Raw genomic sequence first — 26,399 nt, 5'->3', positions numbered from 1 at the left:
CCATGGAATCGCACGGACCGAACGATCGGTCGGGAGCAGCGAGAAGCGATCAAGGGGGACCGCATGGCGACAGCAGCCGCCCAGCAGACGGCCCGCACCCAGCCGTACGCCGAGAGCGCCCCGGCAGGCGACACCGAGGCGTACCAGCACGCCTTCGACGCCGCCGTGGCCGCCGACGAGCGCATCGAGCCCCGCGACTGGATGCCCGACGCCTACCGCGCGACGCTGGTGCGGCAGATCGCCCAGCACGCGCACTCCGAGATCATCGGCATGCAGCCGGAGGCCAACTGGATCACGCGCGCGCCCTCCCTGCGCCGCAAGGCCATCCTGATGGCGAAGGTCCAGGACGAGGCCGGCCACGGCCTCTACCTCTACAGCGCGGCCGAAACCCTCGGCGTCGGCCGCGACGAGCTGCTGGACAAGCTGCACACCGGCCGCCAGAAGTACTCCTCGATCTTCAACTACCCCACGCTGACCTGGGCGGACGTCGGCGCGATCGGCTGGCTCGTGGACGGCGCCGCGATCACCAACCAGGTCCCCCTGTGCCGCTGCTCCTACGGCCCGTACGCGCGCGCGATGGTCCGCATCTGCAAGGAGGAGTCCTTCCACCAGCGCCAGGGGTACGAGCTGCTGCTGGCCCTCAGCCGGGGCACCCCCGAGCAGCACGCGATGGCGCAGGACGCCGTGGACCGCTGGTGGTGGCCGTCGCTGATGATGTTCGGCCCGCCCGACGACGAGTCCGCGCACTCCGCGCAGTCGACGGCCTGGAAGATCAAGCGCCACTCCAACGACGAGCTGCGCCAGCGCTTCGTCGACATCTGCGTCCCCCAGGCGAAGTCCCTCGGCCTCACCCTGCCCGACCCGGACCTCCGGTGGAACGAGGAGCGCGGACAGCACGACTTCGGCCCGATCGACTGGACCGAGTTCAAGCAGGTCCTCAAGGGCAACGGCCCGTGCAACGAACAGCGCATCACCCAGCGCAGGCGCGCCCACGACGAGGGCGCCTGGGTACGGGAGGCGGCCGCGGCCTACGCGGCCAAGCACACGGGCGCCGCCCACCGGGCCGCGCACACCGGCGAGAGGGAAGTGGCACAGGCATGACGAACACCGACTGGCCGCTGTGGGAGGTCTTCGTGCGCTCCCGGCGCGGCCTCTCCCACACCCACGCCGGCAGCCTGCACGCGCCGGACGCGGAGTTCGCCCTGCGCAACGCCCGCGACCTGTACACCCGGCGCGGCGAGGGCGTCTCGATCTGGGTGGTGCCCTCCTCGGCGGTCACGGCCTCCTCACCGGACGAGAAGGACCCGTTCTTCGAGCCGTCCGCCGACAAGCCGTACCGGCACCCGACGTTCTACGAGATCCCGGAGGGGGTGCAGCACCTGTGACGCCCACGGTGACCACGACGGCCGCCCTCGCCCTCGGCGACGACGCCCTGGTGCTCTCCCACCGCCTCGGCGAGTGGATGGGCCACGCGCCGGTGCTGGAGGAGGAGGTCGCCCTCGCCAACATCGCGCTCGACCTGCTCGGCCAGGCCCGCATCCTGCTGTCCATGGCCGGCGACGAGGACGAACTGGCCTACCTCCGGGAGGAACGCGCCTTCCGCAACGTCCAGCTGGTCGAACAGCCCAACGGCGACTTCGCCCACACCATCGCCCGCCAGCTCTACTTCTCCACCTACCAGCACCTGCTGTACGCCGAACTGGCCACCGGGGACGGCCCGTTCGCCGGCCTCGCCGCCAAGGCCGTCAAGGAGACCGCCTACCACCGCGACCACGCCGAGCAGTGGACCCTGCGACTCGGCGACGGCACGGAGGCGAGCCACGAGCGGATGGGACGGGCGTGCGCGGCCCTGTGGCGGTTCACCGGGGAGATGTTCCGCCCCGTGGACGGACTCGACGCCGACCTGACCGGGATCGAGACGACCTGGCTGGAGTCGGTCGGGGAGGTGCTGCGCCGGGCCGGACTGACGGTCCCCGAAGGCCCGCGCTCCGGGGCGTGGACCGCCGGCGCGGGCCGTCAGGGCCTGCACACCGAGCCCTTCGGCCGGATGCTCGCCGAGATGCAGCATCTGCACCGCAGCCACCCGGGGGCGTCATGGTGACGGCCACCGCGCTGGAGGCGGAACTGCTCGCACTGGCCGGTTCCGTGCCGGACCCGGAACTGCCGGTGCTGACGCTGAGCGAACTGGGCGTGGTGCGGGCGGTGCGCGTACAGAACGCCGGCTCGGTCGAGGTCCAGCTGACCCCGACGTACACCGGCTGCCCGGCGATCGAGGCGATGTCGTCGGACATCGAGCGGGTGCTCCACGAGCACGGCGTACGGCAGGTCACCGTGCGCACGGTGCTGGCCCCGGCCTGGTCGACGGACGACATCACGGACGAAGGCCGCCGCAAACTGCGCGAGTTCGGCATAGCCCCACCCCGGACGGGACGAGGGACCGGGCCGGTGGCGCTCGCCCTGGGCCCCACCCGGACGCTCGACGCGGACCCCGTCCGCTGCCCGCACTGCGGCTCCGCCGACACCGAGCTGCTCAGCCGGTTCTCCTCCACCGCCTGCAAGGCGCTGCGCCGCTGCCTGGCCTGCCGTGAACCCTTCGACCACTTCAAGGAGTTGTGATGGCCCGCTTCCACCCGCTCCCGGTGGCCGCGGTGGACCGGCTCACCGACGACTCCGTCGCCCTCAGCCTCACCGTCCCCGAGGAACTGCGCGAGGAGTACCGGCACGCACCCGGCCAGCACCTCGCCCTGCGGCGCGTGGCCGACGGCACCGAGATCCGGCGGACGTACTCGATCTGCTCGCCCGCGCCCGACCCCGCCGGCCACGGGCCGCACACCCTGCGGGTGGGCGTGCGACTGGTCGAGGGCGGCGCCTTCTCCACGTACGCGCTGAAGGAGATCAACGTCGGCGACGAGCTGGAGGTGATGACACCGGCCGGCCGGTTCACGCTCGACCCGGCACCCGGTCTGTACGCGGCGATCGTCGGCGGCAGCGGGATCACACCGGTGCTGTCGATCGTCTCGACCCTGCTGGCGCGCGAGCCGGCCGCCCGGTTCTGCCTCGTGCGCGGCGACCGTACGGCCGCGTCGACGATGTTCCTGGAGGAGGTCGCCGACCTCAAGGACCGGTATCCCGAGCGGCTGCAGCTGGTCACCGTGCTCTCGCGGGAGGAGCAGCAGGCGGGGCTGCCCTCCGGGCGGCTGGACCAGGAGCGGCTGACCGGGCTGCTGCCCGCGCTGCTGCCGGTGGCCGAGGTGGCGGGCTGGTTCCTGTGCGGGCCGTTCGGGCTGGTGCAGGGCGCGGAGCGGGCCCTGCGGGAGCTGGGCGTCGCCCGCTCGCGGATCCACGAGGAGATCTTCCACGTGGACGGCGCGGCCCACCCGACGACCGCCCCGGCGCCCGCCCACAGCACCGTGACCGCCCGGCTCGACGGCCGGGGCGGCAGCTGGCCCGTGCGGGACGGGGAGTCGGTCCTGGACACGGTCCTGCGCAACCGGCCCGACGCGCCTTACGCCTGCAAGGGCGGTGTGTGCGGGACCTGCCGGGCCTTCCTGGTCTCCGGAGAGGTCCGCATGGACCGCAACTTCGCGCTGGAGCCGGAGGAGACGGAAGCGGGGTATGTGCTGGCCTGTCAGTCACATCCGCTGACGGAGGCGGTGGAGGTGGACTTCGACCGCTGAGCGGGCGACGGGTGACCGACCGTTCCCTGCCCCGACCACTCCCTGTCCCGGCCGTTCCCTGCCCCGACCACTCCCCGTCCCGGCCGTTCCCCGTCCCGACCGTTCCCCGTCCCGACCGTTCCCTTCTCCTAGAACCTGTTCTATCTTGACGGCCCGTCAGATCTCTCTGACAGATCAGCTGACCCGTCGGGAGGACAGGCCGTGGACTTCACCTTCACCGAGGAGCAGCAGGCGGCGGCGGAGGCGGCACGGGGGGTGTTCGCCGGGGTCGCGCCCGACGGCGTGCCGAGCCCCGCGCTCACCCAGGGCCGCCCCGTCGCCGACGACCTCGACCGGGCCCTGTGGGCCAGGCTCGCCTCGGCGGACCTGCTGAGCCTGCTGCTCGACGAGGAGTCCGGCGGAGCCGGCCTGGACGCCGTCGCGCTCTGCCTGGTGCTGCGGGAGGCCGGGAAGGTGCTGGCGCGGGTACCGCTGCTGGAGAGCAGCGCGGCCGCCGCGGCCGTACAGGCCTACGGCGGGCCGGAGTTGAGGTCCGCCCTGCTCGAGCGGGCCGGACGGGGCGAGGTCGTGCTGACCGTCGCCGCGAGCGGCCGCACCGGCCACGACGCGGCCGAACTCGCGGTGACCGCCCGGCAGGACGCCGACGGCGGGGCGGGCGGTGAGGGCGGCGACTGGGTGCTGGACGGGGTGCAAACGGCCGTGCCGTGGGCGTACGAGGCGGACTTCGTCGTCGTACCGGCACGCACCGGGGACGACCGGAGCGTCCTCGCCGTGATCGCCCGCGGGCAGGAGGGGACCGCACTGGCCCCCCAGATCTCCACGACCGGCGAGCGGCTCGGCGAACTGCGGCTGGAGTCGGCGCGGATCCCCGCCCCGTACGTCATCACCGCCGACGGCGCCTGGGAGTCCCTGCGCGCACTGCTGGCCACCGGGACCTGCGCGCTGGCCCTCGGCCTGGGGGACCGCGTCCTGGCGATGACCAGCGACTACGCGAGCAAACGGGAGCAGTTCGGGCACCCGATCGCCAGCTTCCAGGCCGTGGCCGTGCAGACCGCCGACCGCTACATCGACCTGCGTGCGATGGAGGTCACCCTGTGGCAGGCCGCATGGCGGATCGCCTCCGGGGCGCCGGGCGCGCTGCCCGCCTCCGGCGATGTCGCGGTGGCCAAGATCTGGGCCTCCGACGGAGTACGGCGGATCGCGCAGACGGCACAGCATCTGCACGGCGGGTTCGGCGCCGACGTCGACTACCCGCTGCACCGCTACCACGCCTGGGCCAAACACCTGGAGCTGTCCCTGGGACCGGCGGCGGCACACGAGGAGACCCTGGGCGACCTGCTGGCCGCCCACCCCCTCGGGGCCTGAGCCCGGCTACAGGACGGATCCGGGCTGCCCGTCGTCCGTCACGACGGGACGGCCCAGGGCCTGCCAGAACTGCATGCCGCCGTCGACGTTCACGGCGTCGATGCCCTGCTGGACGAGGTACATGGTGACCTGCGCCGAGCGGCCGCCGGAGCGGCAGATCACATGGACCCGTCCGTCCTGCGGGGCCGCCTCGGTCAGCTCGCCGTAGCGGGCGACGAACTCGCTGATGGGAAGGTGCAGCGCCCCTTCGGCGTGACCCGCCTTCCACTCGTCGTCCTCGCGGACGTCCAGCAGGAAGTCGCCGTCCTTGAGGTCACCGACCTCGACCGTGGGCACACCAGCTCCGAAACTCATGGCACCGACGCTACCCGAAACGCCGCGCGCCACGACGGGAGCGGCTATCCCACGAGCTGCGCCAGCTCCGTCTCCTTCGCGGCGAGGTCGGCCAGCAGCTGCTCGGCGATCTCGTCCAGGAGGCGGTCGGGGTCGTCCGGGGCCATCCGCAGCATGGAGCCGATGGCGCTGTCCTCCAGGTTCCGGGCGACCAGCGTGAGCATCTCCTTGCGCTCGGCGAGCCACTCCAGGCGGGCGTAGAGCTCCTCGCTGGGGGTCGGGCGACGCTCGGCGGGCGCCGGGCCGGCCGCCCACTCCTCCGCCAGCTCCCGCAGCATGGCCTCGTCGCCGCGGGCGTAGGCGGCGTTGACGCGGGTGATGAACTCCTCACGCCGCGCCCGCTCCTCGTCCTGCTGCGCCAGGTCGGGGTGGGCCTTGCGGGCCAGCTCGCGGTAGAGCTTGCGGGCCTCCTCGCTGGGCCGCACCCGCTCCGGGGGCCGCACCGACTGGTCCGTGAGCATGGCCGCGGCCTCCGGGAACAGTCCGCCCCCGTCCATCCACCCGTGGAACAGCTCCTCGACCCCGGGAATCGGCTGCACCTGGGCCCGCGCCTCCCGCGCCTTGCGCAGATCCTCGGGATCGCCGGTGCGGGCGGCCCTGGCCTCGGCTATCTGCGCGTCCAGCTCGTCGAGCCGGGCGTACATCGGGCCGAGTTTCTGATGGTGGAGCCGCGAGAAGTTCTCGACCTCGACGCGGAAGGTCTCCACCGCGATCTCGAACTCGATCAACGCCTGTTCGGCGGCCCGCACGGCCTGCTCCAGCCGCTCCTCGGGCCGCGGCTGCTCAGCTTCGGGGGTCGTCACCCGACCAGCCTAGGCCAAGGCCGCGGCTGCTAGCCCCGTGCCTCCGGACAGTCCACGGCCACCCACTCTGTGTCCAGATCCCGTCAGACCACCGTCAGCGTGCCCGGCCGACAGGCGATCTCAGTGGTGGCCGAAGTGGATCTCGATGTCGCCGTCCCCGGTGCGGCGGGCCTCACCCGGCTTGACGCCCTTCACGCACCCCTTGCCGGAGAAGGCGTACTGGCGCTCACACCCCCGTCTCCGCCGCGATCCGCCCCGCACGCACCGCCGTGACGAGGTTCGTGTGGTCCGCCTCGGTGCGGTCGGCGTAGGTGACGGCGAAGGTGGCGATCGCCTCGTCGAGTTCCTCGTTCTTGCCGCAGTAGCCGGCGATCAGCCGCGGATCGGCGCTGTGGGAGTGCGCGCGGGCCAGCAGGGCGCCGGTCATGCGGCCGTAGTCGTCGATCTGGTCGGCGGCGAGCGCGGCCGGGTCGACGCTGCCCTTGCGGTTGCGGAACTGCCGTACCTGGAAGGGCCGGCCCTCGACCGTCGTCCAGCCCAGCAGGATGTCGCTGACGACCTGCATCCGCTTCTGGCCCAGGACGACCCGCCGACCCTCGTGGTCGACGCCCGGCGTCTCGAAGCCGACGGTCAGCAGATGCGGCACCAGGGCCGAGGGGCGGGCCTCCTTCACCTGGAGGATCAGCGGTTCGCCCCGGTGGTCCAGGAGCAGGACGACGTACGAGCGCGTGCCCACGCTGCCCGTGCCGACGACGCGGAAGGCGACGTCGTGCACCGCGTGGCGGGACAGCAGGGGGTGGCGGTCCTCGGAGAGGGTGGCCAGGTACGGCTCCAGGGACACCGCCACGGCCGCGGCCTCCCCGTCGGGGATCCGGCGCAGCACCGGCGGGGCGTCGACGAAACGGCGGCCGCCGTCCTCGGTCACCACGGTCGACCTCGCCGCGAAGCGCCCGCTGGTGTTGGCCCGCGCCTTCTCCGAGACCCGCTCCAGCGTGCCCACCAGATCGTGGGCGTCGGTGTGGGAGACGAGCTCCTCGTCGGCGATCGCGTTCCACGCGTCCAGCACCGGCAGCTTCGCCAGCAGGCGCATGGTGCGGCGGTAGGAACCGGCCGCCCCGTGGGCCGCCTGACGGCAGGTGTCCTCGTCGGCGCCGGCCTCCCGGCCCGCGAGCACCAGAGAGGCGGCGAGGCGCTTGAGGTCCCACTCCCAGGGGCCGTCGACCGTCTCGTCGAAGTCGTTGAGATCGATGACCAGGCCGCCGCGGGCGTCGCCGTACAGGCCGAAGTTCGCCGCGTGGGCGTCACCGCAGATCTGGGCGCGGACGCGGGTCATCGGCGTGCGGGCCAGGTCATGGGCCATGAGGCCGGCCGAGCCGCGCAGGAACGCGAACGGGGTGGCCGCCATCCGGCCGACCCTTATCGGCGCCAGCTCCGGGATCCGGCCCTGGTTGGACTCCTCGACCGCCATCACCGCGTCCGGGCGGGAGGGGTCCAGATCGAGCACGGCGTGCGCCGCCCGCGGCACCCGGTCGCGCAGCGCCTTGCCCCGCTCCTTCGGCGAGGCCGACTCGGCCCCCGCCGTGGACCGCTCGGCGAATCCACGCACGTGGGGCAGCCGGCGCGCACCGCCGACCACTGAACCAGCCTCGACCTCGGTCACCGCGACCGCCTCCCCCGCACACACATCCGTATCGATCAATTCGAGCCGACCGTACAGCCCACAAGCCTGGTCGCGTCAGCCCCTGTGGACAACCCGGAGGTTGTGGACAACTCCCCTCGGAATCCCACCCTGCATGTTTCACGTGAAACCAGCCCTCACCACCCACCTTGAAGCCAGCCCTCACCACCCACCGTGAAACCAGCCCTCACCGTGCTCCCTTAGACCGCCCGCAGCCCGATGCGCAGCCGCTCCAACTCGACGGTCACGCGCGGCGCACCGCTGTGCTTGGCCGCGTTGGTGACAGCCGGCGGGCGGTGTCCGGGTCGCCGTCGAAGGCCCGCCGGGCCAGCCCGGTCCGCAGGGACAGGGCGACGAGTCGGGCCTGGGCACCGTCGTGCAGATCACGTTCGACACGGCGCAGCTCGGCGCCGTGCGCGGCGATCGCGTCGGCGCGGGTCTCGGTCAGCGCCCGGACCCGGGCGGCGAGCCGCGCCTTGGGGGACGGCCGCAGCAGCGCGGTCGACCAGCGGGCCTCCGTGTCCGCCAGCCGCACGATCAACGGGAGGACGCGCGCCACACGCCCCAGCAGTCCGCTGCCCACGCCGTCCACGAGGAGGGCGAGGGGCCACAGCGGCAGCGCGAGCAGCACCAGCCGGCCGTAGACGTAGTGGGCGGCCATCCAGCGCAGGTCGGCGAGGGTGCCGGGGTCGCGGAGGGCCGTGCGCAGCCGCTCCCGCAGCGGGCCGGTGAGCGGTTCGTGCGCCTCGGGGATCTCCCGGCTCGTCCAGGCGGCGACCTGACCTCGCTCGGCGCCCGCGATCCGCCGCAGCAGCAGCACCGTCTCGGGCAGCAGCCACGCCCCGACGACGGCGAGCGTGATGAGCAGCACGGTGACGAAGAGACAGGTGCCGAAGGCCATGGCCGCGGCGAGGGCCAGCCGCCCCGTGGCCCGCCCGCCTGGGCCGTCATGTCCCCCGCTCCACCCCACGTCGAAGGGCGGCCCGACCCCTGTGCACTCCCTGAGACGTTCCTCACACACGGTGAGCGTCTCGTGAGTGATCGTGAGCGCCCGGCCGGGAAACGCGGAAGCCCCCAGGTCTGAGACCTGGGGGCTTCCGGCTGGTGCGCGAGGGGGGAGTTGAACCCCCACGCCCTTGCGGGCACTGGAACCTGAATCCAGCGCGTCTGCCTATTCCGCCACCCGCGCATTGGGTGTGTCCTCGGGCTTGTGGGCTTTTCGGCCCTCCGCCTTCCGACATGCAGAACATTAGCACGCAGGGCAGGGTGCGTTCACATCCCTTATCCGGGGCACAGGTCACGTGGAGAGCCCGTCGGCAACCTCGTACGTCTCGGCGGTGACTGGTTCACGTATCAACCTCGTACCTATGGCGACCGTCTCCCCAGGAGCCGGACCAGGTCCACAGTCAGGTGCGGGACACTGGTCGTCGGCCGCCTCTACGATCCTGGGCAGAAAACAGGTACGGAAGCAGGTACGGAAGAGGCGTCGACATCGCGTCGACGGGGCCGACAGGGGGAACCAGCCGATTCACCGGCGCGTGGATACGATCAGTAAGCAGTACCAGGTAGGCAGCAGGACACGGGACGCAGGTCACGACGGAGGAGGTGCCCCATGGGAGTCCTGAAGAAGTTCGAGCAGCGTCTCGAGGGTCTGGTCAACGGCACCTTCGCGAAGGTCTTCAAGTCCGAGGTCCAGCCCGTGGAGATCGCGGGAGCGCTCCAGCGCGAGTGCGACAACAACGCGACGATCTGGAACAGAGACCGGACCGTCGTACCCAATGACTTCATCGTGGAGCTGAGCGCGCCGGACTACGAGCGCCTCAGCCCCTACTCCGGCCAGCTCGGCGACGAGCTCGCCGGCATGGTGCGCGACTACGCCAAGCAGCAGCGCTACACCTTCATGGGGCCGATCAAGGTCAACCTGGAGAAGGCGGACGACCTCGACACCGGTCTGTACCGGGTGCGCAGCCGTACGCTCGCCTCCTCCAGCAGCCAGCAGGCGCCCGCGCCGGCCGGCGGCGGCCAGCGTCCCGGCGGCTACGGCTACCCGCCCGCCGGTGGCGCCCCCGCCGCGCCCCCCATGCCGTCCGCGCCGCCGCCCGGCGGCGGACGCGCCGGCGGCTACGGCTACCCGCCCGCCGCCGGTGCCCAGCGCCCCGGCGCGGGAGGCGGCGGCCTCGCCGGCGCTCCGGCGCCCGGGTCGCGCACCCGCCACTGGGTCGAGATCAACGGCACCCGCCACCAGATCTCCCGTGGCACTCTCGTGCTGGGCCGTTCCACCGAGGCCGACGTGCGGATCGACGACCCCGGCGTCTCCCGCCGGCACTGTGAGATCCGGACCGGTTCGCCCTCGACGATCCAGGATCTCGGTTCCACCAACGGCATCGTGGTGGACGGGCAGCACACCACCCGCGCTACGCTCCGCGACGGCTCGCGGATCGTCGTGGGCAGCACCACCGTTATCTATAGGCAAGCCGAAGGGTGAAGCGGGGGCAATGTCAGAGCTGACCCTCACGGTCATGCGGCTGGGTTTCCTGGCCGTACTGTGGCTGTTCGTGATCGTGGCCGTACAGGTCATCCGCAGCGACCTGTTCGGTACGCGCGTCACCCAGCGCGGCTCGCGACGGGAAGCGGGACGACCGCAGCAGGCGCAGCGCCAGCAGGCGCCCCCGCAGCAGCGCCAGCAGCCCGCCGCCGCCGGCGGCCGCCGGGGCCGTAACGCCCCGACCAAGCTCGTCGTGTCCGAGGGCATCCTCACCGGCACGACCGTCGCGCTGCAGGGCCAGACCATCACCCTGGGCCGTGCGCACGACAGCACGATCGTGCTGGACGACGACTACGCCTCCAGCCGGCATGCCAGGATCTACCCGGACCGCGACGGCCAGTGGATCGTCGAGGACCTGGGCTCCACCAACGGCACGTACCTCGACCGAACGCGGCTGACGACCCCCACGCCGATCCCGCTGGGCGCGCCGATCCGTATCGGCAAGACCGTCATCGAGCTGCGGAAGTAGTGCTACATCATGACTGAGCGCGAGCGGAGCGAGCACGCCATGGCGGCCGGCACCCCGGCCCCCGGCGCGCTCCCGACCGGAGGGTGGGCAGTGTGGCTCGACACGACCGGCTGTACCCGGGGCCGACGGGCGAGGTGGGCATGAGTCTGTCACTGCGTTTCGCCGCCGGATCGCACAAAGGCATGATCAGGGAGGGCAACGAGGACTCCGGGTACGCCGGTCCCCGCCTGCTCGCCATCGCCGACGGCATGGGCGGCGCCGCCGCCGGTGAGGTCGCCTCCTCCGAGGCCATCTCCACCATCGTCGCCCTCGACGACGACATCCCCGGCTCCGACGTGCTGACCTCGCTCGGCACCGCCGTCCAGCGCGCCAACGACCAGCTGCGCGCCCTGGTCGAGGAGGACCCCCAGCTCGAAGGCATGGGGACCACCCTCACCGCCCTGCTGTGGACGGGCCAGCGCCTCGGTCTGGTGCACGTCGGCGACTCGCGCGCCTACCTGCTCCGGGACGGCGTACTGACCCAGATCACGCAGGACCACACCTGGGTGCAGCGGCTGGTCGACGAGGGCCGCATCACCGAGGAAGAGGCCACCACCCACCCCCAGCGCTCCCTGCTGATGCGCGCGTTGGGCAGCGGCGAGCACGTCGAGCCCGATCTGTCGATCCGCGAGGTCCGGGCCGGCGACCGCTATCTGATCTGCTCCGACGGTCTGTCCGGGGTGGTGTCGCACCAGACCCTCGAGGACACCCTCGCCAGCTACCAGGGCCCGCAGGAGACCGTGCAGGAGCTGATCCAGCTCGCGCTGCGCGGCGGCGGCCCCGACAACATCACCGTGATCGTCGCCGACGTCCTCGACCTGGACACCGGCGACACCCTCGCCGGACAGCTCTCCGACACCCCGGTCGTGGTCGGCGCCGTCGCCGAGAACCAGCACCAGCTGCACGACAACGGCATCATGCAGACCCCGGCCGGCCGCGCCTCCGGACTCGGCCGCCGCTCCCACGGCCAGGGCGGCGGGGGCGAGTTCGGCCCGCCCGGCTCCGGCGACGTGACCGGTTTCATCCCCACCGGCGGCTTCGCGGGCTCCCTCGACTATTCGGACGAGGACTTCGTCAAGCCCCGCAAGGGCCGCAAGTGGCTGAAGAGATCCTTCTACAGCGCTCTCACGCTCGCCGTCATCGGCGGCGGCCTCTACGGCGGCTGGCGCTGGACGCAGACGCAGTACTACGTCGGCACCAACGGCGAGCACCTCGCGCTGTACCGCGGCATCAGCCAGGACCTGGCCTGGGTCTCGCTCTCGAAGGTGGAGAAGGACCACCCCGAGATCGAACTCAAGTACCTCCCGGAGTACCAGCAGAAGCAGGTCCAGGCCACGATCCCCGAGGGCAGCCTGGGCAGCGCCCAGAAGAAGATCGAGGAACTGTCGGTGCAGGCGTCCGCGTGCAAGAAGCAGACGCAGGCCGATGCCACGAAGACCACGGCCAGTTCGAAGACCGGCTCCGGCCAGGCCGCCGGCGGCACGGGAACCACTCCCGCGTCCCTCACGTCCAAGGCTTCACCGAGCCCGACCCCGAACGCGAGCCAGCCGTCCGGTTCGTCGTCCCCGTCCCCGTCCGCGACCGCCACTCCCAGCCCCGGCCCCACTCTCTCGGAGGAAGAGCAGAAGGTCGTCTCGCGGTGCGGTGAGCAGTAGGCAAGCCGTGAGAGGCCCTGTCACATCATGAGCAGTACTACGAATTCGCCGACGCATCACACGTCCACGATCGGCTCGATCGGCGCCCCGAGCCGGCGCAACACCGAGCTCGCGCTCCTGGTGTTCGCCGTCGTCATCCCGGTGTTCGCCTACGCCAACGTGGGCCTCGCGATCAACGACCAGGTGCCGGCCGGCCTGTTGAGCTACGGCCTCGGACTCGGCCTGCTCGCCGCCGTCGCCCATCTCGTCGTACGCAAGTTCGCGCCGTACGCCGACCCGCTGCTGCTGCCGCTGGCCACCCTGCTGAACGGCCTCGGACTGGTCGCGATCTGGAGACTGGACCAGTCGAAGCTGCTCCAGCAGATCAAGCAGGCCGGTACGGCCGCGCCCCGGCAGCTGCTGTACACGGCGATGGGCATCGCGCTCTTCATCGTGGTGCTGATCTTCCTCAAGGACCACCGCGTCCTGCAGCGCTACACCTACATCTCCATGGTCGGCGCGGTCTTCCTGCTGCTGCTCCCGCTCGTCCCCGGCCTCGGCCAGAACATCTACGGCGCCAAGATCTGGATCTCCGTCGCCGGTTTCTCCATCCAGCCCGGTGAGTTCGCGAAGATCGTGCTCGCGATCTTCTTCGCCGGCTATCTGATGGTGAAGCGCGACGCGCTCGCCCTCGCCAGCCGCCGTGTCCTCGGCCTGTACCTGCCGCGCGGCCGCGACCTCGGCCCGATCATCGTGGTCTGGCTGATCTCGATCCTGATCCTCGTCTTCGAGACGGACCTCGGCACCTCGCTGCTGTTCTTCGGAATGTTCGTCATCATGCTGTACGTCGCCACCGAGCGGACCAGCTGGATCGTCTTCGGTCTGCTGATGTCCGCGGTCGGCGCGGTCGGCGTCGCCCAGTTCGAGAGCCACGTCCAGCAGCGCGTCCAGGCCTGGCTCGACCCGATGGGCGAGTACAAGCTCTCCCAGGACGGCGTCATCGGTCACTCCGAGCAGGCCATGCAGGCGCTGTGGGCGTTCGGCTCCGGCGGCACCCTCGGCACCGGCTGGGGCCAGGGCCACTCCGAGCTGATCAAGTTCGCCGCCAACTCCGACTTCATCCTCGCCACCTTCGGCGAGGAGCTGGGCCTCGCCGGCATCATGGCGCTCCTGCTGCTGTACGGCCTGATCGTGGAGCGCGGCGTGCGCACCGCCCTCGCCGCCCGCGACCCGTTCGGCAAGCTGCTCGCCATCGGCCTCTCCGGCGCCTTCGCCCTCCAGGTCTTCGTCGTCGCCGGCGGTGTGATGGGCCTCATCCCGCTCACCGGTATGACGATGCCGTTCCTGGCGTACGGCGGTTCCTCCGTCATCGCCAACTGGGCACTGATCGGCATCCTGATCCGGATCAGCGACACCGCGCGCCGCCCGGCCCCGGCCCCCGCCTCCAACCCCGACGCCGAGATGACCCAGGTGGTCCGCCCGTCATGAACAAGCCCCTGCGCCGGATCGCGATCTTCTGCGGCCTTCTCGTCCTCACGCTGCTGCTGCGCGACAACTACCTGCAGTACGTCAAGGCGGACAGCCTCGCCAGCGACACGAAGAACCGCCGCGTCAACATCACGCGCTACTCCACCCCGCGCGGCGACATCATCGTCGACGGCAAGGCCATCACCGGCTCGGTCGAGACCACCGGCGACTACAAGTACAAGCGCACCTGGAAGAACGGCGCCATGTGGGCGCCGGTCACCGGCTTCTCCTCGCAGGCCTTCGGCGCCAACCAGCTGGAGAAGCTCGAGGACGGCATCCTCTCCGGCAACGACGACCGGCTCTTCTTCCGCAACACCCTGGACATGATCACGGGCAAGGAGAAGGAGGGCGGCAGCGTCGTCACCACCCTCAACGCCGCCGCCCAGAAGGCCGCCTACAACGGCCTCGGCAGCAAGAAGGGCGCCGTCGCCGCGATCGACCCGTCCACCGGCAAGATCCTGGCCCTGGTCTCCACGCCGTCGTACGACCCCTCGAAGTTCGCCGGGTCCTCCGACAAGGACCAGGAGGCGTGGCTGGCGGTCAAGAAGGAGAACAACCCCGACGACCCGATGCTGAACCGCGCGCTGCGCGAGACCTACCCGCCGGGCTCCACGTTCAAGGTGGTCACGGCCGCCGCCGCGCTGGAGAACGGCGTGGTGTCGGACATCGACGACGCGACCAAGACGCCGGACCCGTTCCAGCTGCCGCAGTCCACCACCCCCCTCACCAACGAGCACGGCGACTGCGAGAACGCCACCCTGCGCGAGGCGCTGCGGGTCTCCTGCAACACCGTCTTCGCGAAGATGGCCGACAACGTGGGCAACGCGAAGATGATCGAGCAGGCGGAGAAGTTCGGTTTCAACGAGGCCAAACTGGACACCCCGGTCCGTGCCGCGGAGAGCGTCTACCCCGAGGACAACCAGCCGCAGAACGCGTTGGACGGCATCGGTCAGGGCTCCAACCGCGCCACCCCGCTGCAGATGGCCATGGTCGCCTCGGCGGTCGCCAACGACGGCAAGCTGATGAAGCCGTACATGGTCGACGAGCTCAAGGCCCCGAACCTGGACACCCTGGAGACGACCGAGCCCCAGGAGCTGTCCCAGGCGGTCTCCGGGGAAACCGCCCAGAAGCTCCAGGACATGATGGAGACGGTCGTCAAGACCGGTACGGGTACGGCCGCGAAGATCGACGGCGTCACCGTGGGCGGCAAGACCGGTACCGCCCAGCACGGCCTGAAGAACAGCGAGAAGCCGTACGCCTGGTTCATCTCGTACGCGAAGCTGTCCGACGGCAGTTCGCCGGTGGCCGTGGCGGTGGTCGTCGAGGACGGCGCCGCCAACCGTGACGACATCACCGGCGGCGGTCTCGCCGCACCGATCGCGAGGAGCGTGATGAAGGCAGTCATCGACAGCAAGAAGTGACCCCCATCACGTTGCCTGCACATCGGTGCACGTTGCGATACCGGTCCTGCATCGGGTGACGGGCTTGGCCAGGTCACTGACCGCCGTCCGGGTACGGTATGCCCGGACGGCAGCCTTCGACCGCACACCTGTGCCGGTCGGGACCGACGGAGAGGGCTGGTAGGTAGCTATGGAAGAGCCGCGTCGCCTCGGCGGCCGGTACGAGCTGGGCCATGTGCTCGGTCGTGGTGGCATGGCGGAGGTCTACCTCGCGCATGACACCCGCCTCGGCCGCACCGTGGCGGTGAAGACGCTGCGCGTGGACCTCGCGCGCGACCCTTCCTTCCAGGCCCGGTTCCGCCGGGAGGCCCAGTCGGCCGCCTCGCTCAACCACCCCGCGATCGTCGCGGTCTACGACACGGGCGAGGACTACATCGACGGGGTCTCGATCCCGTACATCGTCATGGAGTACGTCGACGGCTCCACGCTCCGTGAACTGCTCCACTCCGGCCGCAAGCTGCTGCCGGAGCGGACACTGGAGATGACCATCGGCATCCTCCAGGGCCTGGAGTACGCGCACCGCAGCGGCATCGTGCACCGTGACATCAAGCCGGCGAACGTCATGCTGACGCGCAACGGCCAGGTCAAGGTCATGGACTTCGGCATCGCCCGCGCGATGGGCGACGCCGGTATGACGATGACGCAGACCGCGGCGGTCATCGGCACCGCCCAGTACCTCTCGCCGGAGCAGGCGAAGGGCGAGCAGGTGGACGCCCGCTCGGACCTGTACTCGACGGGCTGCCTGCTGTACGAGCTGCTGACGGTCCGCCCGCCCTTCGTGGGCGACTCCCCGGTGGCGGTGGCCTACCAGCACGTCCGCGAGGAGCCGCAGCCGCCGAGCGTGTTCGACCCCGAGATCACCCCCGAGATGGACGCGATCGTCCTGCGGGCGCTGGTCAAGGACCCGAACTACCGCTACCAGTCCGCCGACGAGATGCGCGCCGACATCGAGGCCTGCCTCGACGGCCAGCCGGTCGCGGCCACGGCGGCGATGGGCTCGGTCGGCTACGGCTACGGCGACGACCAGGCCACCACGGCCCTGCGCTCCGCGGACGCCGGCGCCACCTCGATGCTGCCGCCCATGGGCCCGGACGACGGCTACGGCTACGACGACCGCCCCGACCGGCGCCGCCAGAAGAAGTCGAACACCTCGACGATCCTGCTGGTCGTGGCGGCCGTGCTGGTGCTGGTGGGCGCGATCCTGATCGGCAAGTGGGCGTTCGGCGGCAACAACGCGAGCAACGAGACGGTGGCCGTGCCCAGCGTGCTCGGCCAGACCGAGGCCGTTGCCCGGCAGCAGTTGTCCAACATCGACCTCAAGGTGGGTGAGGTCACGCAGAAGGCCTGCGAGGACACGCCCAAGGGTCAGGTCTGCGACCAGGACCCCGACCCCAAGACCCAGGTCAAGAAGCAGTCCGCGGTCAACCTCGTGGTGTCCACGGGCGCCCCGAAGGTGGCGGTGCCGAGTGTCCTCGGCAAGGACGTCGACGACGCCACGCAGATCCTCGAGGACGACAAGTACCAGTTCGAGGTGAAGACGAAGGAAGAGACCTCCACGGAGGAGGCCGGCACCGTCCTGGAGCAGGACCCGAAGCTCGGCGAAGAGGTGGAGAAGGGCACGACCATCACCCTCACCATCGCCAAGGCCGAGGAGAAGGCGACCGTGCCCGACGTCTCCGGTCAGAGCTGTGAGGCGGCCAAGGCCCAGATGCAGGCGAACAACCTGACCGGCAACTGCGTCGAGGTCGACACCCAGGACCAGAACCAGATCGGCAAGGTCATCTCGACCAGCCCCCAGATCGGCTCCCAGGTCGACAAGGGCTCCACGGTCACGATCCAGGTCGGCAAGAGCAGCCAGACCCAGGTGCCGTCGGACCTCCAGGGCAAGAGCCTGAAGGACGCCAAGAAGGCGCTGCAGGACGCGGGTCTGAACGTCGGCAACATCACCGGCTCCCAGGACGACAACGCGACCGTCTTCAGCTCGGACCCGAGCCCCGGCAGCACGGTGAACCGGGGCACGACGGTCAATCTGGTCGCGTTCGACAACGGGAACAACAACGGCGGCAACAACGGCGGAACCGTCTTCGGACAGACCGGCGGCTAGCCGCTGACCTCACCGGTCGATGCGCAGGGGCCCGGCACTCGGAAGAGTGCCGGGCCCCTGCGCGTGTTCTCGTGGAACCGGGTCAGTCGCGCAGTTCCTTGGGCGGCGTCCGGTCCGCGTCCACCTTCTCCACCCGCTCCAGCTCGCCCCACACCACGTACCGGTAGCGCGAGGTGTACACCGGCGTGCAGGTGGTCAGCGTGATGTAGTGCCCGGCCTTCTTGCGGCCGGACTCCTTCGGGATCTGTCCGAGGACCTCGACGTTGTACTTCGAGGTCTCGGGCAGGACGGCGTAGACCTTGTAGACGTACCAGTTGTCCCGCGTCTCGAAGACGATCGGGTCGCCCTTCTCCAGCTTGTCGATGTTGTGGAACTTCGCGCCGTGGCCGTCGCGGTGGGCGGCGAGGGTGAAGTTGCCCTCCTTGCCGCTGGTGGGGAGCGTGGCCTTGACGGGGTCGGTGTAGTAACCGGCGACGCCCTCGTTGAGGATGTCCGTCGAGGTGCCCTTCTCCACCAGGACCTCGCCGTTCTTCATGGCGGGCACGTGCAGGAAGCCGATGCCGTCCTTGGTGTCGAGCGCGCCGGGCCCGGTGTCCTCCTGGGACCAGTTGTCGCGCACCTTGTCGGCCTGCTGGTCGGCGTGACGGTCGGCGATGACGTTCGTCCACCACAGGGAGTAGACGACGAACAGGCCCAGAACCAGGCCCGCCGTGATGAGGAGTTCGCCGAAGACGCTGACGGCGAGGGCGATCCGCCCGCCGCCTCGGCGCCGGGGAGCCTCCGAAAGCGTGTCCGTGTCCTGTGCCTGCTCGGTGTCGCCGGTGGTCGCTGCCACGTACCTCTGCCCTTACTCGAAGCCCTTGCGCAGGGCCCTTACCCAAGGCTCCTACTGGACGAGCGCATCCGGCTTGCCCTTGCTGCGCGGCCGTTCCTCGACCATCTTGCCCCAGACGATCAACCGATACTTGCTGGTGAACTCCGGCGTACAGGTGGTGAGGGTGATGTAGCGGCCCGGCCCGGTGAATCCGGACTGCGGCGGCACGGCGTCGAGGACGCTGACATTGCTCGGCGCGGTGACCGGCAGCGAGGACGCCATCTTGTAGACGAAGTACTCGTCCTGCGTCTCCACGACGATGTCGTCGCCCTTTTCGAGCTTGTTGATGTACCGGAACGGTTCGCCATGTGTGTTGCGGTGCCCGGCGAGCCCGAAGTTGCCGGTCTTGTCCCCGGGCATGGCCGTGGTGAGCGCGCCCTCGCCGTAGTGCCCGACCATGCCCTTGTCGAGCACCTTCTTGTTGCTGACGCCCTCCGCGATCGGCACGACGACGTCCAGCTTGGGGATGTGCAGGATCGCGAAGCCCTGCCCGGGGGAGAAGGTGCCCGGGTTGCGCTTGCCGCTCGCCCAGTCGTCCTGGAGGCTGTTCGCCTCCTTGCTGGCCTGCGCGTGCGCCCGCACGTTGGTCCACCACAGTTGGTAGCTGACGAACAGCAGCATCAGCACGCCCGTGGTGATGAACACCTCCCCGACGGCCCGGCTGGCGACGACCGCCGCGCTGGGCTTGCGCGCCTTGGCCTGCCGGCGGGCCTCCATCCGGGACAGCGGCCGCTCGTCCTGCGAGGGCGCGACGGACGGGTCGGAGGCATCGACGGACCCCACACCGGGGCCGCCATGGCCGCCATGACGCCCACGGCGGCCCTTGGCGGCCTTTCTGCGGGCCGCGCGGCCACCCGGAGTGGTTCCGGTGGCTGGAGAGGCTGTTGGGGCACCAGAGGCCGACAGAGGCTCACCGCCGAACGCGGACGGCGGTGGCTCCGGAATCCGCAGCGCCACCGTCTCCTCGTCGATCGGCGGCAGAAACGGCTCACCGGCATAGGGGGCGTCACCGTACGCGTCACCGCCGAAGGACTCGTACGGCGCGGTGCCGTACGAGTCCTCGCGCTCGGGGCGCAGCGCGGTCACGCCGTGGCCCTGCCCACCACCGGGGCGAGCCCCGCCGACCTCGCCACCGCGCCCTGGTCGCCGCACTCCACCAGCCAGTTGGCCAGCATCCGGTGGCCGTGCTCGGTCAGCACCGACTCCGGGTGGAACTGCACGCCCTCGACGGGCAGTTCCCTGTGGCGCAGGCCCATGATGATCCCGTCGTGGGTACGGGCCGTGACCTCCAGCTCGGCCGGGACGGTCTCCGGCTCGGCGGCCAGGGAGTGGTAGCGGGTGGCGGTGAAGGGGGTGGGCAGTCCGGCGAAGACGCCCTTGCCCTCGTGGTCCACCAGCGAGGTCTTGCCGTGCAGCAGTTCCGGTGCCCGGTCGACCACCCCGCCGTAGGCCACCTGCATGGACTGCATGCCCAGGCAGACGCCGAAGACGGGGACGCCGGTGGCCGCGCAGTGGCGGACCATCTCGATGCAGACGCCGGCCTCTTCCGGGGTGCCCGGGCCGGGGGACAGCAGGACGCCGTCGAAGCCGTCCTGGGCGTGGGAGGTGGAGACCTCGTCGTTGCGCAGGACCTCGCACTCGGCGCCCAGTTGGTACAGGTACTGGACCAGGTTGAAGACGAAGCTGTCGTAGTTGTCGACGACGAGAATGCGCGCGCTCACTGGTTGTCCACCGTCACATCGTTGAAGGGAAGCAGCGGTTCGGCCCACGGAAAGACGTACTGGAACAGGACATACACGACAGCAAGCGCCAGCACGATCGAGATCAGCGCCTTCACCCAGGCGTTTCCCGGCAGATGCCGCCAGATCCAGCCGTACATGCCGTCCCTTCCGTCGCACCACGGCACCTGACTCACGCCGTACGCCACCAGACTAACGGCGCAGGGCCGTCGGTTCTCCTGCCTCCACAGGCTGTGTGGAGTCGAGGTGCGCCCAGACGATCAGCCGGTGACTGTGCCCCCATTCCGGATCGCACGTGGTCAGCGTCAGATACCGGCCCGGACGCGTGTACCCCGACTTACGTGGCACAGCGTCGATCACCTCGACGTCCGAGGGAACGGTTTTGTAGGGCCCTTTGTCGATCCGATACGTGAACCAGGTCGTACCGTCCGTGAGCACCACCGCGTCCCCGCGCCGGAGCTTGGGGAAGTCCTTGAAGGGGTCGCCGTACGTACGCCGGTGACCCGCGACGGAGAAGTTGCCGGTCTGCCCGAGCCGGGCGGTTCCGGTGTAGTGCCCCAGCCCCTTCTTCAGGGTGCCGGTGGAGGTGCCTTCGAGGACCGGCTTGTTCCACGTGAAACCAAGACGCGGGATGTACATCACCGCGAAGGGCTTGCCGCTCCTGTACGGCGCCGGCGACGGCGTGCCGGTGGCACTGGCGCCCGGGGTGGGCGCGGCGGTCTGCTGCCGGTCCCACTGCTCGTGCAGGTCGTCGATCTGGTCGCCCATGGCCCGGTCGGCCCGGACGCCGGTCCAGAACAGCACGTAGACCACGAAGAGCACGATGACGGCGCCGATGGTGATGCACAGCTCGCTGAACGTCCTGACGATCACCCGCACCGGCGGCTCCGATAAGGACTCGCTACTCCACAGGCTTCGCGTAGTGCAGGTCCACTGTGCCCGAGTAGCCGGGCAGAGTCACCGTCCCGTCCTCGGTGACTTTCCAGCCGAGCCCGTAGACGTTGACGTACACCATGTAGTTCTGGATGGCGGGCGAGTCCGCGAGGGCCTTCTGCAGCTTCTCCGGGTCGCCGACCGCCTGGATCTTGTACGGCGGTGAGTAGACGCGGCCCTGGAGGATCAGGGTGTTGCCGACGCAGCGCACGGCGCTGGTGGAGATCAGCCGCTGGTCCATGACCTTGATGCCCTCGGCGCCGCCCTTCCACAGGGCGTTCACCACGGCCTGGAGGTCCTGCTGGTGGATGACGAGGTAGTCGGGCTGGGGCTCGGGATAGCCGGGGAGCTTGGCGGTGGCGTTCGGCGGGGCGTCGTCGAGGGTGACCGTGACGGCCTTGCCCTTGACCTTCTGGGTGCCCGCCTTCTTCTCCAGGCCCGCGAGCTTCTCGTCCTCGGCGCTCGAACTGCCGTCGTCGGCTTCGGCCAGCGACTCGACGTCCTCGCGCAGGGCGGCGTTGGTCTCGTCGAGCTCGCCGTTCTTGTGACTGCGTTCCTGGATCAGGTCGGAGAGTTTCAGCAGGGACGCGTCCGTGCGGATGTTGGTGCCCTTGGCCGTGTTGAAGCTGGTGATGAAGAGGAGTCCGGCGAGGGCGAAGACACCCGCGGTGAGCATCCGCACGGGACGGAAGCGGGACGTTGAACCCGTCCCGGGGGAGTCGGCAGAATTGCTCAACGTACCCTTATCTCCTTCGGCGCCGTAGAAGCACTACGCTAACGGACGCCCGGGGGAGCCTCGCAGTCCCCTAGTACGCAGCCCCCGAGCCCGACCAGTACCTGCGCGGCCACGCAGCGCATCGACAGGAGAGACCCTCGTGCCGAAGTCACGTATCCGCAAGAAGGCCGATTACACGCCGCCGCCGGCGAAGCAGACGACGGCGATCAAGCTGAACAGCCGCGGCTGGGTCGCACCCGTGATGCTGGCCATGTTCGTGATCGGACTGGCCTGGATCGTCGTTTTCTACGTGACCGACGGTTCGCTGCCTCTCGACAGCCTGAACAACTGGAACATCGTCGTCGGCTTCGGGTTCATCGCGGCGGGGTTCGGCGTCTCCACCCAGTGGAAGTAGCTCTCCCCAGGGTTGTTCACTGAGTTATCCACAGGCCCGAGGTCGCTTTCCACAGAGTGGGGAAAAGAAACGACGATCTGTGGATAACTCACTGGAGGTTGACACCGGTACGACCTAACTACCGGCAGTCACCACCTCTCGAAAACTCGTTCGCCCCCTGTCTGACCTGCACAAACGCAGGCTCATCACAGGGGGCGTCGCAGTCCCCGCACGTTGTGCACAAGATTCGCCACACACTGTGGACAACAGTGCGCTCAGGTGAGCTGGGCGGTCCTCAGGAGGGTCAACACGACCACGGCCACCAGCACCAGCGCACAGGTGCCGTACTGCACGAGGGCGCGGTGTTCGCGGGGGGCGTGGACCATGCCGTACCCGATGATCACGCCCGCGACCAGGCCGCCGATGTGGGCCTGCCAGGCGATGTTGCTCCACCCGAAGGTGAAGATCAGGTTGATCACCAGCAGGGTGATGATCGGCCGCATGTCGTAACGCATCCGGCGCATCAGCACGGCGGTGGCGCCGAAGAGGCCGAAGATGGCGCCCGAGGCGCCGAGGGACGGCTGGTTGGGTTCGGCGATGAGGTAGGTCAGCGCGCTGCCGGCCAGGCCGGAGACGAAGTACAGCGCCAGATAGCGGGCCCGGCCGAGAGCCTGTTCGAGGGGGCCGCCGAGCCACCAGAGGCTCAGCATGTTGAAGAGGATGTGGATATAGCTGCCGTGCAGGAACATCGGGGTCAGCAGCCGGTACCACTGCCCCTCCGCGATGCCCTCGACCCCGCCCAGGACGGGCACGTACGCCCGGCCGAGCAGTTCGAGGCTGTCGGTGAAGCGGTCACCGACAGAGCGCTGGACCAGGAAGACGGCGAGGCACAGGCCGATCAGGATCTTGGTGACCAGACGGGGGTCGCCCGCGACCGAGCCCCCCGCGAGGGTGCGCGGCCGTGACGCCGCCGGGGGATGCCCGGTACCCGAGCCCTCGCGGACGCAGGAGGGGCACTGGAAGCCGACGGAGGCGCTGACCATGCATTCGGGGCAGATCGGCCGCTCGCAGCGGGTGCAGCGGACGCCGGTCTCCCGGCCGGGGTGCCGGTAGCAGGAGGGCGGGCCGCTGTGGGTGTCGTCCGGCCGACTCCCTGGCACCTGGTCCATGGGCTCCCCCAGTTCGTCGTCGTACAGGAATCTGCCCTGCTCATCCTTACGGACGAGCGGGGCAAATGGTTCCTGCCCCGGACAGGCCCTGCCGTGTCCGGACTAGCGCTTCTCGACCACGACCGACTCGATGACCACGTCGTTGAGCGGGCGGTGGGTGCGCGGGTTGGTCTCGGTGGCCGCGATGTCGTCCACGACCTTCTGGCCGGCCCTGTCGACGACCTCGCCGAAGATGGTGTGCTTGCGGTTGAGCCAGGCCGTCGGGGAGACGGTGATGAAGAACTGCGAGCCGTTGGTGCCGGGGCCGGCGTTGGCCATGGCCAGCAGGTACGGGCGGTCGAAGCGCAGCTCCGGGTGGAACTCGTCGGCGAACTGGTAGCCGGGGTCGCCGGTGCCGTTGCCCAGCGGGTCACCGCCCTGGATCATGAACCCGCTCATCACCCGGTGGAAGACCGTGCCGTCGTAGAGGGGGGCGGTGGTCCGCTCGCCGGTGGCGGGGTGGACCCACTCGCGCGCGCCGGTGGCCAGCTCGACGAAGTTGTCGACCGTCTTCGGGGCGAAGTCCCGGAACAGCCGGATCTCGATGTCGCCCCTGGTGGTCCTGAGGGTGGCGTAGAGCTGCTCGGCCACGATCGTGCCTTCCGTTGTGCTCGTGTGATCCCCCGATCCTCGCACGGACGGGAGCGGGCGGCGCCGATCCGTGGCATTGTCGACGACAAGGTCCTGTTGCCCCTTATTCGCCCCTAATGCTCTTGCCCGGCACCCGTATGCCCGTCCGCACGTGCCGCGTCGGCCGTCGGCAGGCATGATCCGTAAAAGGGTGGAAAGTCGAAATACCGTACGCCACCGAGGAGGAGGATCCCGTGACCCGCATCGACAGCGTGCGCGCCGCGACCGGCTCGGCGAAGGACAGCGTGCTGCACGCCGCGGAAGTGGTGGCGCCCTACGCCGACACGGCCAAGGAGAGGGCCTCGCAGTACGCGCACGAAGCCCGAGTACGACTCGCGCCCAAGGTGTCGCTGGCCGCCGAGCAGGCCCGCACCCAGTACGACACCCATGTCGCGCCCCGGCTGGAACAGGCGCGGACGCATGTACCGCCGAAGGTCGACCAGGCCGCGCACGACGCGGCCGCCCGTACCCGCCTGGCCGCCCGGCAGGCCGCCGAGTACTCCCGGCAGGCCGCGGAGTACTCCCGGCCGAGGATCGAACAGGCGGTGGCCGCGGCCGGGCCCGTCAAGGACGAGGCCGCGGCCCGTGGCGTCGCCGCGCTGGCCGCGCTCCGCGGCCAGGTGACGCCGAAGGAGATCGAGAGGCTGGTGCGCAGGCACCGGCGGCGGGCACGGGCCGGGAAGGTCGGCAAGGTCCTTCTCGTGCTCGGCGCGGCCGCCGGAAGTGCCTTCGCGGCCTGGAAGTGGTGGGACAAGCAGGCCAACCCCGACTGGCTGGTCGAACCGCCCGCGGCCACGGAGGTACCCCCCAGCGGCCTGACCTCGGTGGACGGCAGCGGTGACACCTCCGTCCTGGACCCGGAGGTGCAGGCCAAGCAGGCCGAGGACGAGGCCCACCGCGACGACGACCGCGGCTGACCGCACCCCACCCACCCCACCTCTAATACACCGCGCACCGGGGCGGGAGACTTCCACGTCTCCCGCCCCGTCGCCGTGCGCGTCACCACCCCGTCGCCGTGCCCGGGCCGTGGGCGTCACCGCCCCGTCGCCCTGCCGGGCCCGTGCGCGTCACCGTGCCCGGGAAGACGGGCAGTTCGGCTCCGGACCCCGGCAGACCTGCCCCGCGGGTCCCCCCGGACAGCTGTCCGGGGTCCGGCCCGCCGGTCCGGCCGGTCGGCCGCGGCTGCCCGCCGGCCCGTCGAAAAAGCCCCTCTGACCTGTGTTCCCACAGGTCAGAGGGGCTTTCCGGATGTGGAGCCTAGGGGAGTCGAACCCCTGACATCTGCCATGCAAAGACAGCGCTCTACCAACTGAGCTAAGGCCCCGGAAGGGACGTCCGGCCGGGAACCCGTCCCGGTGGCCGCCGGGGACCAGAGTACCGGGTCACCGGGGGTATCTCGCAAAAAGATTGGGGGTCCCCGTGGATGACCACTCTCCGTAAGATGCTCGACGTGGTTCGCTACAGCGAACCGTGGATGTTTTGGGGAAGCGATGGGGAGACGCAATGGACGCCGCACAACAGGAAGCGACCGCGAGAGCGCGGGAACTTCAGCGGAACTGGTACGGAGAGCCGCTGGGGGCGCTCTTCCGTAAGCTCATCGACGATCTTGGCCTCAACCAGGCTCGTCTCGCGGGGGTACTGGGACTGTCCGCGCCGATGCTGTCCCAGCTGATGAGCGGTCAGCGGGCGAAGATCGGCAACCCGGCCGTGGTGCAGCGGGTGCAGCTGCTCCAGGACTTGGCGGGACAGGTCGCGGACGGCAGCGTCAGCGCCGCCGAGGCGACCGAGCGGATGGACGAGATCAAGCGGTCGCAAGGGGGCTCCGTGCTCAGCAACACCACCACCACGACGAGCAGTTCGGGCGCGCCCACGGTCAAGCGGGTGGTCCGCGAGATCCAGTCGCTGCTGCGCTCGGTGGCGGCCGCCGGCGACATCATCGACGCCGCCGACACTCTCGCCCCGAGCCACCCGGAACTGGCAGAGTTCCTCCGGGTGTACGGCGCCGGCCGTACCTCGGACGCGGTCACGCACTACCAGTCCCACCAGAACTGAACCCCCGGTCCGTCGTCCGAAGGGGGTTCGGCGCCGGACGGGGAGGGGCAGCGGGGAGGACTGCGGTCCGCGGGACGTGGAGACACGCGACCGGGCCGACGGGGGACATCCACGGGGGTACACGGGGGACATCGCACGGGCGTCATGCGTGGGGGACATG

The 26,399-nt window shown here is 70.2% G+C and carries 27 protein-coding genes and 2 tRNA genes; 15 read left to right on the top strand and 14 right to left on the bottom strand.

The genetic code is table 11. The features are described 5' to 3' along the window. The first annotated feature begins 63 nt into the window (after window positions 1-63). The 6 genes from paaA (at window position 64) to ACIRF9_RS36100 (ending at window position 5,042) form a co-directional block, all read left to right on the top strand. Window positions 64-1,101 carry a 1,2-phenylacetyl-CoA epoxidase subunit PaaA gene (gene paaA / locus ACIRF9_RS36125; RefSeq protein WP_403831088.1) on the top strand — a complete coding sequence of 346 codons (1,038 nt, stop codon included), beginning with the start codon at window positions 64-66 and terminating at the stop codon, window positions 1,099-1,101. Next, complete coding sequence (gene paaB / locus ACIRF9_RS36120) at window positions 1,098-1,385, top strand: 1,2-phenylacetyl-CoA epoxidase subunit PaaB (RefSeq protein WP_055636201.1); 288 nt, start codon at window positions 1,098-1,100, stop codon at window positions 1,383-1,385. Before paaA ends, paaB begins: the two co-directional genes overlap by 4 nt. Further along, window positions 1,382-2,101: a 1,2-phenylacetyl-CoA epoxidase subunit PaaC gene (paaC, locus tag ACIRF9_RS36115; protein ID WP_403831085.1), complete on the top strand. Its 720-nt coding sequence runs from the start codon at window positions 1,382-1,384 to the stop codon at window positions 2,099-2,101. Before paaB ends, paaC begins: the two co-directional genes overlap by 4 nt. Beyond that, on the top strand, window positions 2,095-2,616 hold the full coding sequence (gene paaD / locus ACIRF9_RS36110; RefSeq protein WP_403831083.1) for a 1,2-phenylacetyl-CoA epoxidase subunit PaaD: 522 nt from the start codon (window positions 2,095-2,097) through the stop codon (window positions 2,614-2,616). Before paaC ends, paaD begins: the two co-directional genes overlap by 7 nt. Continuing rightward, window positions 2,616-3,677 (top strand): 2Fe-2S iron-sulfur cluster-binding protein, encoded by a 1,062-nt coding sequence (locus tag ACIRF9_RS36105; protein WP_403831080.1) that lies wholly within the window; start codon window positions 2,616-2,618, stop codon window positions 3,675-3,677. Before paaD ends, ACIRF9_RS36105 begins: the two co-directional genes overlap by 1 nt. A 201-nt stretch (window positions 3,678-3,878) precedes the next feature. Next, entirely contained in the window at window positions 3,879-5,042 is a 1,164-nt protein-coding gene (locus tag ACIRF9_RS36100) for an acyl-CoA dehydrogenase family protein (protein WP_403831078.1), read from the top strand. A 6-nt stretch (window positions 5,043-5,048) separates the two neighbouring features. Here the strand turns inward: ACIRF9_RS36100 and ACIRF9_RS36095 are convergent, their stop codons facing one another. From ACIRF9_RS36095 to ACIRF9_RS36075, 5 genes are all read right to left on the bottom strand, one after another. Next, window positions 5,049-5,378 (bottom strand): rhodanese-like domain-containing protein, encoded by a 330-nt coding sequence (locus tag ACIRF9_RS36095; RefSeq protein WP_403831288.1) that lies wholly within the window; start codon window positions 5,376-5,378, stop codon window positions 5,049-5,051. A gap of 62 nt (window positions 5,379-5,440) precedes the next feature. Continuing rightward, complete coding sequence (locus ACIRF9_RS36090) at window positions 5,441-6,238, bottom strand: hypothetical protein (RefSeq protein WP_403831075.1); 798 nt, start codon at window positions 6,236-6,238, stop codon at window positions 5,441-5,443. A 226-nt stretch (window positions 6,239-6,464) separates the two neighbouring features. Further along, window positions 6,465-7,898 (bottom strand): DUF2252 domain-containing protein, encoded by a 1,434-nt coding sequence (locus ACIRF9_RS36085; protein WP_403831073.1) that lies wholly within the window; start codon window positions 7,896-7,898, stop codon window positions 6,465-6,467. A 262-nt stretch (window positions 7,899-8,160) separates the two neighbouring features. After that, window positions 8,161-8,937 carry a sensor domain-containing protein gene (locus tag ACIRF9_RS36080; protein ID WP_403831072.1) on the bottom strand — a complete coding sequence of 259 codons (777 nt, stop codon included), beginning with the start codon at window positions 8,935-8,937 and terminating at the stop codon, window positions 8,161-8,163. Between the two features lie 81 nt (window positions 8,938-9,018). Continuing rightward, window positions 9,019-9,105: transfer RNA gene (locus tag ACIRF9_RS36075), tRNA-Leu, on the bottom strand. 423 nt (window positions 9,106-9,528) lie between these two features. On the opposite strand from ACIRF9_RS36075, the gene ACIRF9_RS36070 reads away from it, so the two are divergent. The 6 genes from ACIRF9_RS36070 to pknB all read left to right on the top strand — a co-directional run bounded on the left by ACIRF9_RS36070 (window position 9,529) and on the right by pknB (window position 17,694). Further along, window positions 9,529-10,401 (top strand): FhaA domain-containing protein, encoded by an 873-nt coding sequence (locus tag ACIRF9_RS36070; protein WP_403831070.1) that lies wholly within the window; start codon window positions 9,529-9,531, stop codon window positions 10,399-10,401. A 10-nt stretch (window positions 10,402-10,411) separates the two neighbouring features. Then, window positions 10,412-10,930, top strand: coding sequence for an FHA domain-containing protein (locus tag ACIRF9_RS36065; RefSeq protein WP_403831067.1), 519 nt, complete (start codon window positions 10,412-10,414; stop codon window positions 10,928-10,930). A 140-nt stretch (window positions 10,931-11,070) separates the two neighbouring features. After that, window positions 11,071-12,624, top strand: a complete 1,554-nt coding sequence (locus ACIRF9_RS36060) for a Stp1/IreP family PP2C-type Ser/Thr phosphatase (protein ID WP_403831065.1) — start codon at window positions 11,071-11,073, stop codon at window positions 12,622-12,624. A 27-nt stretch (window positions 12,625-12,651) separates the two neighbouring features. Further along, window positions 12,652-14,091 carry an FtsW/RodA/SpoVE family cell cycle protein gene (locus tag ACIRF9_RS36055; RefSeq protein ID WP_403831062.1) on the top strand — a complete coding sequence of 480 codons (1,440 nt, stop codon included), beginning with the start codon at window positions 12,652-12,654 and terminating at the stop codon, window positions 14,089-14,091. Further along, window positions 14,088-15,551, top strand: a complete 1,464-nt coding sequence (locus tag ACIRF9_RS36050; RefSeq protein ID WP_403831059.1) for a peptidoglycan D,D-transpeptidase FtsI family protein — start codon at window positions 14,088-14,090, stop codon at window positions 15,549-15,551. The genes ACIRF9_RS36055 and ACIRF9_RS36050 overlap by 4 nt, the downstream gene beginning before the upstream one ends. Window positions 15,552-15,720: 169 nt before the next feature. Continuing rightward, window positions 15,721-17,694 (top strand): Stk1 family PASTA domain-containing Ser/Thr kinase, encoded by a 1,974-nt coding sequence (gene pknB / locus ACIRF9_RS36045; protein ID WP_403831057.1) that lies wholly within the window; start codon window positions 15,721-15,723, stop codon window positions 17,692-17,694. Window positions 17,695-17,776: 82 nt separating this feature from the next. Here pknB and ACIRF9_RS36040 read toward each other — a convergent pair whose 3' ends face one another. The 6 genes from ACIRF9_RS36040 to ACIRF9_RS36015 are packed head-to-tail and all read right to left on the bottom strand — an operon-like array spanning window position 17,777 to window position 21,976. Next, window positions 17,777-18,529, bottom strand: a complete 753-nt coding sequence (locus ACIRF9_RS36040; protein WP_403831055.1) for a class E sortase — start codon at window positions 18,527-18,529, stop codon at window positions 17,777-17,779. Window positions 18,530-18,580: 51 nt separating this feature from the next. Beyond that, entirely contained in the window at window positions 18,581-19,654 is a 1,074-nt protein-coding gene (locus ACIRF9_RS36035) for a class E sortase (RefSeq protein ID WP_403831053.1), read from the bottom strand. After that, window positions 19,651-20,289 (bottom strand): aminodeoxychorismate/anthranilate synthase component II, encoded by a 639-nt coding sequence (locus tag ACIRF9_RS36030; protein WP_403831051.1) that lies wholly within the window; start codon window positions 20,287-20,289, stop codon window positions 19,651-19,653. The genes ACIRF9_RS36035 and ACIRF9_RS36030 overlap by 4 nt, the downstream gene beginning before the upstream one ends. Beyond that, window positions 20,286-20,447 carry a hypothetical protein gene (locus ACIRF9_RS36025; RefSeq protein ID WP_390659762.1) on the bottom strand — a complete coding sequence of 54 codons (162 nt, stop codon included), beginning with the start codon at window positions 20,445-20,447 and terminating at the stop codon, window positions 20,286-20,288. Before ACIRF9_RS36025 ends, ACIRF9_RS36030 begins: the two co-directional genes overlap by 4 nt. Before the next feature lie 52 nt (window positions 20,448-20,499). Continuing rightward, window positions 20,500-21,186, bottom strand: coding sequence for a class E sortase (locus ACIRF9_RS36020; RefSeq protein WP_403831049.1), 687 nt, complete (start codon window positions 21,184-21,186; stop codon window positions 20,500-20,502). Window positions 21,187-21,208: 22 nt separating this feature from the next. After that, window positions 21,209-21,976: a DUF881 domain-containing protein gene (locus ACIRF9_RS36015; RefSeq protein ID WP_403831046.1), complete on the bottom strand. Its 768-nt coding sequence runs from the start codon at window positions 21,974-21,976 to the stop codon at window positions 21,209-21,211. 139 nt (window positions 21,977-22,115) lie between these two features. Here ACIRF9_RS36015 and crgA point away from each other — a divergent pair, with 139 nt between their 5' ends. Continuing rightward, entirely contained in the window at window positions 22,116-22,370 is a 255-nt protein-coding gene (gene crgA / locus ACIRF9_RS36010; RefSeq protein ID WP_403831044.1) for a cell division protein CrgA, read from the top strand. A 254-nt stretch (window positions 22,371-22,624) separates the two neighbouring features. Here the strand turns inward: crgA and ACIRF9_RS36005 are convergent, their stop codons facing one another. Both ACIRF9_RS36005 and ACIRF9_RS36000 read right to left on the bottom strand, forming a co-directional pair. Continuing rightward, window positions 22,625-23,518, bottom strand: a complete 894-nt coding sequence (locus ACIRF9_RS36005; RefSeq protein WP_403831042.1) for a rhomboid family intramembrane serine protease — start codon at window positions 23,516-23,518, stop codon at window positions 22,625-22,627. 102 nt (window positions 23,519-23,620) lie between these two features. Continuing rightward, window positions 23,621-24,148, bottom strand: coding sequence for a peptidylprolyl isomerase (locus ACIRF9_RS36000; protein WP_403831041.1), 528 nt, complete (start codon window positions 24,146-24,148; stop codon window positions 23,621-23,623). 233 nt (window positions 24,149-24,381) lie between these two features. Here ACIRF9_RS36000 and ACIRF9_RS35995 point away from each other — a divergent pair, with 233 nt between their 5' ends. After that, window positions 24,382-25,104 (top strand): DUF5324 family protein, encoded by a 723-nt coding sequence (locus ACIRF9_RS35995; RefSeq protein ID WP_403831039.1) that lies wholly within the window; start codon window positions 24,382-24,384, stop codon window positions 25,102-25,104. Window positions 25,105-25,438: 334 nt separating this feature from the next. Here ACIRF9_RS35995 and ACIRF9_RS35990 read toward each other — a convergent pair. After that, window positions 25,439-25,511 (bottom strand) — tRNA-Ala (locus ACIRF9_RS35990). 179 nt (window positions 25,512-25,690) lie between these two features. On the opposite strand from ACIRF9_RS35990, the gene ACIRF9_RS35985 reads away from it, so the two are divergent. After that, on the top strand, window positions 25,691-26,239 hold the full coding sequence (locus ACIRF9_RS35985) for a helix-turn-helix domain-containing protein (RefSeq protein ID WP_403831036.1): 549 nt from the start codon (window positions 25,691-25,693) through the stop codon (window positions 26,237-26,239). Window positions 26,240-26,399: the final 160 nt, after the last annotated feature.

The sequence above is a fragment of the Streptomyces sp. NPDC096132 genome (genome assembly GCF_044763345.1).
Classification (GTDB): domain Bacteria; phylum Actinomycetota; class Actinomycetes; order Streptomycetales; family Streptomycetaceae; genus Streptomyces.
This window is presented reverse-complemented; position numbering and strand designations above follow the sequence as displayed.

Bases quoted from the DNA above. Each gene is read 5' to 3' on its own strand.
- paaA (WP_403831088.1), top strand. From the start codon at position 64: ATGGCGACAGCAGCCGCCCAGCAGACGGCCCGCACCCAGCCGTACGCC.
- paaB (WP_055636201.1), top strand. From the start codon at position 1,098: ATGACGAACACCGACTGGCCGCTGTGGGAGGTCTTCGTGCGCTCCCGG.
- paaD (WP_403831083.1), top strand. From the start codon at position 2,095: ATGGTGACGGCCACCGCGCTGGAGGCGGAACTGCTCGCACTGGCCGGT.
- ACIRF9_RS36105 (WP_403831080.1), top strand. From the start codon at position 2,616: ATGGCCCGCTTCCACCCGCTCCCGGTGGCCGCGGTGGACCGGCTCACC.
- ACIRF9_RS36070 (WP_403831070.1), top strand. From the start codon at position 9,529: ATGGGAGTCCTGAAGAAGTTCGAGCAGCGTCTCGAGGGTCTGGTCAAC.
- ACIRF9_RS36065 (WP_403831067.1), top strand. From the start codon at position 10,412: ATGTCAGAGCTGACCCTCACGGTCATGCGGCTGGGTTTCCTGGCCGTA.
- ACIRF9_RS36060 (WP_403831065.1), top strand. From the start codon at position 11,071: ATGAGTCTGTCACTGCGTTTCGCCGCCGGATCGCACAAAGGCATGATC.
- ACIRF9_RS36055 (WP_403831062.1), top strand. From the start codon at position 12,652: ATGAGCAGTACTACGAATTCGCCGACGCATCACACGTCCACGATCGGC.
- ACIRF9_RS36050 (WP_403831059.1), top strand. From the start codon at position 14,088: ATGAACAAGCCCCTGCGCCGGATCGCGATCTTCTGCGGCCTTCTCGTC.
- pknB (WP_403831057.1), top strand. From the start codon at position 15,721: ATGGAAGAGCCGCGTCGCCTCGGCGGCCGGTACGAGCTGGGCCATGTG.
- ACIRF9_RS36025 (WP_390659762.1), bottom strand. From the start codon at position 20,447: ATGTACGGCTGGATCTGGCGGCATCTGCCGGGAAACGCCTGGGTGAAG.
- ACIRF9_RS36005 (WP_403831042.1), bottom strand. From the start codon at position 23,518: ATGGACCAGGTGCCAGGGAGTCGGCCGGACGACACCCACAGCGGCCCG.
- ACIRF9_RS35985 (WP_403831036.1), top strand. From the start codon at position 25,691: ATGGACGCCGCACAACAGGAAGCGACCGCGAGAGCGCGGGAACTTCAG.